Source organism: Cytophaga sp., assembly GCF_051961495.1.
Taxonomy (GTDB): Bacteria; Bacteroidota; Bacteroidia; order Cytophagales; family Cytophagaceae; genus Cytophaga.
Map to the genome: position 1 here is coordinate 1 of NZ_JBQCDF010000183.1, position 10,235 is coordinate 10,235.

A 10,235-nucleotide genomic window follows, 5' to 3' on the forward strand; every position below is an offset into this window, starting at 1 on the left:
GAAGATTCTCCATCAATAGTATATCTGTAAGGAGGTTGACCACCATAGACACCTGAAAGTAACAGCTGAACACTACCTGTATTTCCGTTGCGGCAGGAAGCTTCCGTATGTACGCTGAATAGAATTTCAGGACAAGGAACTGTTGCGTCTTCTTTTTTTGTATTCTTCTCATTGGCTTGTTGTGGGTCAGATACCTGATGCACTACAACTACAGACGTATCCTTACCATGAACGGGTCTCTGAACCTGTGATGAGGCTGAAGTAATTAAAGCAGTAGTATCATGTACTGCCGGTATTTCTGAAACACGGAAATCTTTTTCCTTTTGTTTGGGTGAATCTGTTTTTGCCTCTTGTATGCTCTTTGTCTGTTCTACAGTTCGCGTAGCAGTAACATCAGGTATCTTACTTACCGCTTTATCTTTCTTGAATGGATCAACCCATAAATAACACAACAGCCCGGTAAAAAGTATACTGAATACTATAAAATTAATTTCTCCCCACGGCAATTGTTTTTTTACAGTAATGTCCTTTCCAACCTGCTTACGGATATCAGAAAGTCCTTTCTCCAGAATCAGCTGATGTATTAATTTCTGAAGTTCTACTTCTTTACTGAAAGAAGCATCTGCTTCCATGTCAGCTTCAAACGCCTGCTTGTCTTTCTCAGACAAGTGACCATTTAAATAAGCGTCGATACGTTCATATAGATTATCTGGTGCATTCATGACCGTAACATGTTTATCAGTTCTTCATTGCCTTTCAATAATTCAGTAAGACGTTGGCGACATTTATAATTTTTCGATTTAACCACATCCTGATTAGCATAACCCAGTTTCTCTGCAATTTCTTTCATAGTATAATGTTGAAAAATGGCCATCTTTAATATTTTCATACAAGCCTCTCCTACCTTACCCAGCAATTTATCCATCTGGGTTTCTTTTTCCCGCAGCAGCAAATCTTCGAAAATATCTTCTGCAAGATCTTCTTTATCTTCTATTGTAATGCGTAAATTTTTGCTGGCATAACGACTTAAATGGTTCAGGTATAAATTCCGCGATACCGAATATAGAAAACCGTCAATATTAATCATTTCTTCCAGCCTGCCGGTCTTTACACGGCGGTAAAAAATTACCACAGCATCCTGAAATATATCTTTCACATCATCTTCAGTACCACTGTTCCGCAGAATATAATTGCGTATCTTAGGCAACGTTGATTTATAGATCATTGCCAGGGCTTCGTTATCCTTGCCTTGCTGAATTAAATTAAGTATGATGATATCTTTTTCATTCATATAATATATACCCATTTCCTACGAAAGAAGTAACCACTTATGTATTATTATTGTGAAAAACTAATCTTTTTTCTTTCAAAGAATACGTATAATACTTAAATGTAAATATATTGCGTTTGTGTTCAGTACCATCAAAAAATACTTTTTTTCCTTTTTCCTGTTCTCTCAGGCTGGATACCTATTTTCTCAGACAACGCTTCAATACCCCATTTCCTTCTCACAATTTTTTAACCAATACTCCATTATCAACCCTGCTGCTACCGCTGCGGATGCAAAATTTACGATCCGCTCCGGCGAACAGGTACACAGCGGTTATTTCAGCCGTGTACGTAACTTTTATGCTTCCGGTGAATATTCATTTAAAAAAGATCTTAAACTCGCGCGAAATGCATTAGGTCTCTCATTTATGAATAATGTTGAAGGCAGTATATTATCTTTTAACCGGGCATATTTACAATATGCCTATCACTTACCTCTTTCAGAACAACTGACTGTGTCGGCCGGTGCTGCACTGGGTTTTGTGAACTTCCATGCAGACCAGACAAGCACATCCGGCAGTGTTTCTTCCTTTGCTCCAGATGCAGGTATCGGGTTAATGCTATCTTCCAAACAACACCGGATCGGTATTTCATCCGGTCAGATTTTTAACAAATCCATACTCGTGGTAACAGAACAAATACCTATAAACCGCTTTTACCGCTTCTATTATTCTGACCGTTTTTTTATTTCGCCTGCAGTTAGTTTTTTACCTGCAGTATTATATACGCTTAAGAAAGAAGGCAGCAATATCGACCTGAATGCTTCGTTCCTGATCCGCGATCTTGTTGCAGTCGGTGCAAGCTATAGATATAAGCTGGGCACTTCCTATTTTTTCGGTTTTAAAGACTTTACTTTTATGAAAGGTAAAACGAATTGTATGTTTTCATATAATGCTCCCTGGCCATCAGCTGTTTTAGGCAATGTGCAATCCTTTGAGATCACATTATCTTATTCTTTGGAATAAAATCATTATTACTAAAGAATAAGACATATATTGATTAAACACATTATTAAATAATAAAGTAACCTCAAGAGAGAAAAAACTATAGAATGTTTTGATACAATCTCTTTGAGTCTTTAACTGTGAGGTGCTTCTCCGATAAGTATCGGAAGAACCGCAACCATAGCACCATATCATTGCAAGATGACAGAGATATAAACTGCAATTGTTTCACTCCAACAAATTGCAATTCGAAATTTTAATCAAGCTATCAAGATCATAAACAAAAATAGCTTCCTGAATTTCTTTAAGAAATACCAAAGTCGAGGTGGCAACTTGCGACCTTGGAGCCACGCGATAATCGGACTCAATCATTTTAAATAAAAAAAAGACTCAAATCTCTTTGAGTCTTTAAATGTCGGGGTGGCAAGATTCGAACTTGCGACCTCCTGGTCCCAAACCAGGCGCGATGACCGGACTACGCTACACCCCGAACACAAAACAACACTAAACGAACAAGACAAAAAAAGGAACGAAGCAAATCGTTCCTTTACTATCTGTGATCCCGTTGTGATTCGAACACAAGACCTACTGCTTAGAAGGCAGTTGCTCTATCCAGCTGAGCTACGGGATCAATACTTTTATTTATAAACCTGTATAAGGCCTTCAATTAAATGAAAAAAGTTTCAAGTAAACCTGAAACTTTTTATAAAGTAAATGTCGGGGTGGCAAGATTCGAACTTGCGACCTCCTGGTCCCAAACCAGGCGCGATGACCGGACTACGCTACACCCCGAACTAAGGATCTCTCCTTAAACTTTTAAAGAACGTTAAGCTTCGCTTTTACTTTTGCGGAGAAGTCGCTGTAAGGCTGAAATCTCTTTCTGTGGAGAGGGAGGGATTCGAACCCTCGGTACGCTTTAACACGTACGGCAGTTTAGCAAACGGCTACTTTCGGCCTCTCAGTCACCTCTCCTTAAAAGTTTCACAAAGGTAATATTTTGTTTCTAATAAACCATAGCATGATGCAAAAGATTTCCACAAATATTTATTTTTTGAATTGTAAAAGGCAATTTGTAGCTTGGAAACTGTATAAAATTATGCATTTCTACTCCCATATCTCCTGGTTTATTTACACTTCCGTAGGCATATTCCTGCTGGTAAATATTATCTTTTTTTTCAGGATCGGGCGCATTGCAAAAAAAATCCGTTCCTCACTCCGCGGAAAAGTATATATCAAATTTGCAATGAGATGCTTAGCAATGGCCAGCATCTTAATTGCACTCCTTGGACCATCTTTTGGAAAAAGTAAAAGTGAAGTCTCCATCCGTTCAAAAAACATTCTGTTTGTTCTGGATGTTTCTTTATCCATGAATGCGCGCGATGTATCGCCCAGCCGACTTGAAAAAGCTCATACCATTATTACTAATATTGTAAACCAGAATCCAACCTGTCAATTTGGATTAATTGCCTTTGCTTCAGGAGCTTCATTACAATGTCCGCTCACCTTCGACAGCGAAACGTTCCTGGTATTTACACAAACAGCAACCTCTTCCCTTTTTGATAATACCGGTACCAATACATACGATGCACTGCGCCTCTCTAACAATTACCTGAGTAATTATAAAAAAGAAGGCAATACCAAACCCAACATTGTGGTACTCCTTACCGACGGCGAAGGCATTACAGACGAAGCCACTTCCGTAAGTACCGATGCCTTTACGACGTTCAATATTGTAGGTATAGGAACAGAACTGGGAAGCCGTATCCCTTATCAGAAATCATATAAGAAAGATCAGAATGGCGAAGATGTCTTTTCTATGCTGCAAAAAGAATCACTGGCTGGTTTAACTTCCAACACGCTTGCCAAATATTTTGAGGTAAGCGACAAAAAAAATAACGAACCCGCGTTGTATTCCAGCATTCGAAATTATAAAGGTGATAGTGAAGGAATTGTAAAGATTGAAACAGCAGGAAATAAGTACCACTATTTTTTAATTATCGCCTTAACGTTGATTATATTGGATGTATTGATAACTATTAAAACAATCACAATTTAATGTTAAAGTTTTTGCTCTTTCTTCATGTATTCTCCAATCCATGGTTTTATTTTAATAAGATCCAGGAATCGAATTCATTGAAGCTGAAAGCAGAACAAGCATACAGAACACATTTTTATTCCGAAGCGATCAACTATTACCAAAAACTGATTACTACCTACGAACCGGATTCTGATCCGCTTAAACTTAATCTTGCGCATTCTTACTACAAGGCTCAGAATTATGGAGAGGCTGCAAAAATCTATACCGAGCTTTCATTAGGATCAGAACTCTCCATACGCTCTACTGCACTCTGCCAGCTTGGCCTGATCCAGCATCGCAATAAGCGTTACAAGCTCGCGATGTTTTATTTCAAAGAAGCTATTCGTGTCAATCCCGAAAATAAAACAGCCGCTTTTAATTATGAATTCCTGAAGATTACCGTTCAGAAAAATCAATCCGAAGGCGGCGGAAAAGGCAAGGATTCCAATGGCAACGGGCAGAATCAGAACCCAGACAAAAGTAATCAGACCGAAAATAAATTCGATGCGGAAGGCACCGGCGAATCTTCCATCTACTTCGGAATGCTTTATGAACAGAAACGCTTAAGTAAACAACGGGCTGAAAAAATATTGCAATACATTCAGGAACAGGAAATGCAGTACTATAACCAAATCAAAAAACACGTTCCGAAAGATACACGCAAACCAGATTGGTGATAGTAATTATGAATTATGAATTATAAATGAGTCATAATTTATAACTGATTCTACCACGTAATTCGTAATTCGTAATTCATAACTCATAATTTATAATTCATAATTAAATGAACATATACATCGTTGCTGCCAGCCGCACACCTATCGGAAGTTTAGCCGGCTCTCTATCCTCCTTAAGCGCATCACAATTAGGCGCAGCTGCCATTAATGGCTGTCTGCAGAATCTCGATCTGCCTAAAGAAGCCATACAACATGTATACATGGGCAATGTATTAAATGCAGGCATGGGCCAGGCACCAGCGAGACAGGCAGCAAAGTTTGCCGGACTTCCAGATAGCACTGAAGCAACAACCGTGAACAAAGTTTGTGCTTCAGGTTTAAAAGCTATACACATTGGTATACAACAACTTTTATGCGGTGATGCAGACGTAGTATTAGCCGGGGGCATGGAAAGCATGTCGAATGTACCTTATTACCTGGATAAAGCGAGACAAGGATACAAGCTGGGCCACGGCCAGCTAACCGATGGCATCATCAAAGATGGCCTCTGGGATGTTTACCACGATTGCCACATGGGCAATGCAGCTGAGAACACAGCAAAAGAATTAAACATCAGTCGTGAACAACAGGATGTTTATGCTATTGAATCCTATAAACGTTCTGCGAACGCCTGGGAAAAGGGATTATTCAAAAATGAAATCGCTCCTGTAAGCGTAACAGGCAAGCCCGGACAAACAACCATTGTAGATACAGACGAAGAATTTTCCAAAGTTAATTTCGATAAGATTCCACAACTGAAACCTGTATTTGACAAGACAGGTACGGTAACGGCTGCCAATGCTTCATCCATCAACGATGGCGCTGCAGCAGTACTCTTAATGACTGAGGAGGCTGTAGCAAAATACAAGGTTAAACCACTGGCACGGATTGTTTCCTATGCTGACGCAGCACAGGCGCCGCTATGGTTTACGACAGCACCGGTATTGTCTGTGAACAAAGCGCTGGAGAAAGCTAACTTACGCATCGAAGATATTGATTATTTTGAATTGAATGAAGCATTTGCTGTTGTGTGTTTAGCACTGAATCAGAAACTGGGTATCGATCCTGCCAAAGCAAACGTATGGGGCGGCGCCGTTTCACTGGGCCACCCGATCGGGGCTTCCGGAGCACGCATCGTTGTTACCTTACTGAATATACTAAAAACAAACAAAGGACGTTATGGTGCTGCTGGTATATGCAATGGCGGCGGAGGATCCAGTGCTATTATCATAGAAAATTTATCCTGACATGAATAAAGGGCTCTTCGTAGTTTTTTTCATCTTATCACTTTCCGCCTCTGCGCAAAAAGTTATTCGCACGTATTATGATGCTTATGATTCCATTGGCCTCATTACACCGGTGAAAGAAGAATACCAGGTGCTGTCATCAGACTCCGCCGTGAAGCATGGCTATTTCTATTCATTCTCACAGAACCACGATACTCTGGTTCATTGCTTTTACCAGTACAATAAAAAGCAGGGCCGCTACACTTCGTATTACGAACATGGCCTGATCAAATACAGTGTACGCTACCTCAACAATGTCAAGATCGATACAGCCTTTTATTATGCGGAGTCCGGGAGCATCATAGCCAAAGAAATATATACACTGATCCAAAGTAAATCCAACGACAGCGTCATGTATACCGGCTACCGTTATTACAATGCAAACGGCAACCTGGTCAAAACCTGTTACCTCTACAACGATCTGCCTGATAGTGCTTACACAGAATATTATCCGAATGGTAAAATCAAAATAACGTCTGATTTTTCAAAGGGTGTTCGCAACGGCGCTTTTGTAAGCTACTTTGAATCCGGCAAAAAATCACAGGAAGGAAACTATGCAAATGATGAACTTGATGGAGTAATCACCAGTTATTTTCCAGAAGGCGAAAAACGTGTACTTGCTACATATAAGAAAGGCATATTGGATGGTTCTGTAAAACAATATTTCCGCAATGGGAATTTATTTTCCGAATCAAATTATCTCAACAACATCCAGCACGGCAAAACGCTTACCTACTACCCTTCCGGAAACATACAAACAGAAGAGAATTATGTATATGGTGTGTTGAACGGTTCATTTAAAACTTATTATGAAAACGGACAACTCGAGACCAGCTCTATTCTGCAAAAAGGTAAAAAGCAAGGTACTGTATTAAGCTATAGCAAAAACGGACAATTAATTTTAGAGGCAAACTTTTCAAACGGTGAATTAACAGGTGACAACAAAGCCTGGTACGATTCCGGTGTGCAGAAACACGAGTTTCATTACCTGAACGGACAAAAGACAGGAGAAAATACAAGCTATTTTGAAAATGGAAAAACCAGCCGGATCGAAAAATATTCCAAAGATGGTGTAGCCGTATCCATAAAGAAATTTTATGAATCCGGTGATATCAAAGAACAGGGTGATTACCAGGTTAAGCAGCAGGCAACCGGCAATGCGTTTATACCCAACGGCATCATCAAGGAGTTTTATGCCAACGGTCAGTTGAAAAAAATCACTCCTTTCACAGAAGGAAAAGTAAACGGCGAAGTACTAAGCTATTATGAGAATGGAACACTCTCGTCCAAAGAATATTATGCTTTCAATGTACGCACCGGTACTTTTTCCAGCTACCATCCCAATGCTGCTTTAGATGAAGTGGTCACTTATAAAAACAATAAAAAGCATGGCGCCTACAAGGAATATTATGATTCAGGCGTGCTGAAAACTTCGGGTAATTACATCGGCGATAAAAAGCATGGCGAATGGAAATATTTTTCTGAAGCCGGCAAACTAACCCGAAAAGAAATGTACAAAAACAACCTGGCTGTCTCTGAAAAAGTCTATGAATAGACCAGCAAAAATGTTGATAACTCTATAATTCATAAAAGAATAGCTATAAATTCTGTCTTTCGGTTTTCATTGCTTTTAAAGCTCATATTTTGAACCTATCTTTGACAGAATATAGTATTTCTCTATGAATGCAATAAAAGAAACTCATTTTCAATTACCGGGTCAAACCGGATTTTACAAAGGCAAAGTACGTGATGTTTATCACTTCACCGATAAATTAGTTGTAGTAGCAACCGACAGAATCTCCGCATTTGATGTGGTACTACCAAAAGCAATTCCATTCAAAGGACAGGTATTAAATCAGATTGCAGCAAAAATGCTGGCACAAACAGCTGACATTGTTCCAAACTGGATCTTATCCGTGCCTGATCCGTCTGTCAGTATCGGTATCAAATGCGAACCTTTTAAAGTTGAAATGGTGATCCGTGGTTATCTTGCCGGTCATGCTGCAAGAGAGTACAAAGCGGGTAAACGTTTACTTTGCGGTGTTGCATTACCGGAAGGTTTAAAAGAAAACGACAAATTACCTGTACCAATCATCACCCCGACAACCAAGGCAGATGAAGGCCATGATGAGGATATTTCAAGGGAAGATTTGCTGGCACGTGGTATCGTGAGTGAAGCAGATTATGTTCAACTTGAAAAATATACCCAGGCATTATTCAAACGCGGAACGGAGCTTGCAGCGAAGCAAGGTTTGATTTTGGTTGATACCAAATACGAATTCGGTAAAGTGGGCGATAAAATTTATCTGATTGATGAAATCCATACACCGGATTCATCCAGATATTTTTACACCGAAGGATATGTGGAACGCCAGAAGGCTGGTGAAGCACAGAAACAATTATCCAAGGAATTTGTAAGACAATGGCTGATCGAAAACGGGTTCCAGGGCAAGGAAGGCCAGTCGGTTCCGACAATGACAGATGATATTGTCTCAAACATTTCAGCACGTTATATTGAACTGTATGAAAAAGTTCTGGGTGAATCCTTTAGCAAGCCTACAGAAAGCAATCCGGAGGAACGTATTCTAAAAAACATTTTAAAATCTTTATAATCATCTATATTCGAATTTTATTTTACTACGCATATGAAATTTACAGTTGAAAAAACAGAAAAATACGTTCTGTTTCAATTACACGAAGAGAAACTTACCTCCATCACTGCTCCTGATCTTAAAACAGAATTAGTAACGCTTAATGCGGAAGGTTTTAACAACATCATCCTGAACATGAGCGATGTGAAATATGCGGATTCTTCAGGCTTAAGCTCAATCCTGATCGGTAACCGTGTATGCTCTAACAGCGGCGGCCTGTTTGTTATGTGCAACGTAAATGACCACGTAATGAAATTATTAAAGATCTCTCAGTTGGATACCATACTAACCTTGCTTCCAACAGTTGAAGAAAGCATCGATGCGGTATTTCTTCATGAGATTGAAAGTGATTTAGAAGACGAAGAATCTGCTGAATAATCCAATGGACTTTGAACTGTTTATTCTAGGTTCAAGTTCGGCGACGCCGTCAAAGGGCCGGTACCAATCGGCCCAGCTTTTAAAAGTTCATACAGATTTTTTTATGATTGACTGTGGCGAGGCTGCCCAATATCAGATTGGCCGCTACAAACTGAACCATACAAAAATATCGCATATTTTTATCAGCCATTTACACGGAGATCACTTCTTTGGGTTGGTAGGATTATTAAGTACGATGAATTTGTATGGCAGAAAAACACCCATTCATTTATTTGCTCCTCCCGGTCTCGACGAGATCATTCAGGTTCAACTGAAATACTCTGAAACAGTTCTTCAATTTCCGCTTCATTACACCGTACTTGATAAGCATGTAAGCGAACATATTCTGGATCACCCATTGGTAGATGTATATACCATTCCACTGGATCACCGGATCAAATGCAATGGTTTTCTTTTCAAAGAAAAACCAAAACCGTTGAAAATTGATAAAACCAAATTACCGACCGAGCTTAGTCTGCTGGAGATCGCGCAGCTAAAGCAAGGTATTGATGTGGTTGATGAAAACGGCAACATCAAGGCACGTGTAGATGAGATCTGCCTGAAGGCCCAGAAATCAAGAAGCTATGCCTATTGCTCGGATACAAAAGTAAATGCTTCTTATCTTCCTTTGATCAAGGAAGTAGACCTGTTATACCACGAAACAACCTTCCTCGACGAACTTTCCGAGCGTGCCAATACAACATTCCATACCACTGCCAGACAGGCTGCCATGGTTGCCAAAGAAGCCAACGTTGGCAAATTAGTAATCGGCCATTTCTCTTCACGTTATTATGACGTTGAACCGTTCCTTGCCG

10 protein-coding genes and 4 tRNA genes are annotated in these 10,235 nt (G+C 39.7%); 8 read left to right on the top strand and 6 right to left on the bottom strand.

The genetic code is table 11. The annotated features are described in order from the left end of the window. Window positions 1–722: hypothetical protein (locus ACTHJT_RS09790; RefSeq protein ID WP_440237843.1), on the bottom strand; the 722-nt coding region annotated here is incomplete at its 3' end. After that, window positions 719–1,291: an RNA polymerase sigma factor gene (locus ACTHJT_RS09795; protein ID WP_440237844.1), complete on the bottom strand. Its 573-nt coding sequence runs from the start codon at window positions 1,289–1,291 to the stop codon at window positions 719–721. The genes ACTHJT_RS09790 and ACTHJT_RS09795, both read right to left, overlap by 4 nt. Before the next feature lie 118 nt (window positions 1,292–1,409). Here ACTHJT_RS09795 and ACTHJT_RS09800 point away from each other — a divergent pair, with 118 nt between their 5' ends. Beyond that, window positions 1,410–2,294, top strand: coding sequence for a PorP/SprF family type IX secretion system membrane protein (locus ACTHJT_RS09800; RefSeq protein ID WP_440237845.1), 885 nt, complete (start codon window positions 1,410–1,412; stop codon window positions 2,292–2,294). A gap of 394 nt (window positions 2,295–2,688) precedes the next feature. Here the strand turns inward: ACTHJT_RS09800 and ACTHJT_RS09805 are convergent. From ACTHJT_RS09805 to ACTHJT_RS09820, 4 genes are all read right to left on the bottom strand, one after another. Continuing rightward, a tRNA-Pro gene (locus tag ACTHJT_RS09805) sits at window positions 2,689–2,763 on the bottom strand. A gap of 67 nt (window positions 2,764–2,830) precedes the next feature. After that, a tRNA-Arg gene (locus ACTHJT_RS09810) sits at window positions 2,831–2,904 on the bottom strand. 86 nt (window positions 2,905–2,990) lie between these two features. Continuing rightward, a tRNA-Pro gene (locus tag ACTHJT_RS09815) sits at window positions 2,991–3,065 on the bottom strand. Between the two features lie 91 nt (window positions 3,066–3,156). Beyond that, a tRNA-Ser gene (locus ACTHJT_RS09820) sits at window positions 3,157–3,245 on the bottom strand. Window positions 3,246–3,531: 286 nt separating this feature from the next. Between ACTHJT_RS09820 and ACTHJT_RS09825 the strand changes: the two genes are divergently transcribed. The 7 genes from ACTHJT_RS09825 to ACTHJT_RS09855 all read left to right on the top strand — a co-directional run. Beyond that, window positions 3,532–4,329: a VWA domain-containing protein gene (locus ACTHJT_RS09825; protein ID WP_440237846.1), complete on the top strand. Its 798-nt coding sequence runs from the start codon at window positions 3,532–3,534 to the stop codon at window positions 4,327–4,329. Further along, window positions 4,329–5,027 carry a tetratricopeptide repeat protein gene (locus ACTHJT_RS09830; protein ID WP_440237847.1) on the top strand — a complete coding sequence of 233 codons (699 nt, stop codon included), beginning with the start codon at window positions 4,329–4,331 and terminating at the stop codon, window positions 5,025–5,027. Before ACTHJT_RS09825 ends, ACTHJT_RS09830 begins: the two co-directional genes overlap by 1 nt. A gap of 107 nt (window positions 5,028–5,134) precedes the next feature. Beyond that, window positions 5,135–6,313, top strand: coding sequence for a thiolase family protein (locus ACTHJT_RS09835; protein ID WP_440237848.1), 1,179 nt, complete (start codon window positions 5,135–5,137; stop codon window positions 6,311–6,313). 1 nt (window position 6,314) lies between these two features. Then, a complete protein-coding gene (locus ACTHJT_RS09840) occupies window positions 6,315–7,907 on the top strand; it encodes a toxin-antitoxin system YwqK family antitoxin (RefSeq protein WP_440237849.1) in 1,593 nt (530 codons plus the stop codon). A gap of 124 nt (window positions 7,908–8,031) precedes the next feature. Next, window positions 8,032–8,964 carry a phosphoribosylaminoimidazolesuccinocarboxamide synthase gene (locus tag ACTHJT_RS09845; protein WP_440237850.1) on the top strand — a complete coding sequence of 311 codons (933 nt, stop codon included), beginning with the start codon at window positions 8,032–8,034 and terminating at the stop codon, window positions 8,962–8,964. A gap of 33 nt (window positions 8,965–8,997) precedes the next feature. Next, window positions 8,998–9,381, top strand: a complete 384-nt coding sequence (locus ACTHJT_RS09850; RefSeq protein WP_440237851.1) for an STAS domain-containing protein — start codon at window positions 8,998–9,000, stop codon at window positions 9,379–9,381. A gap of 4 nt (window positions 9,382–9,385) precedes the next feature. Then, the coding region (locus ACTHJT_RS09855; RefSeq protein ID WP_440237852.1) for a ribonuclease Z at window positions 9,386–10,235 on the top strand (850 nt) is incomplete at its 3' end.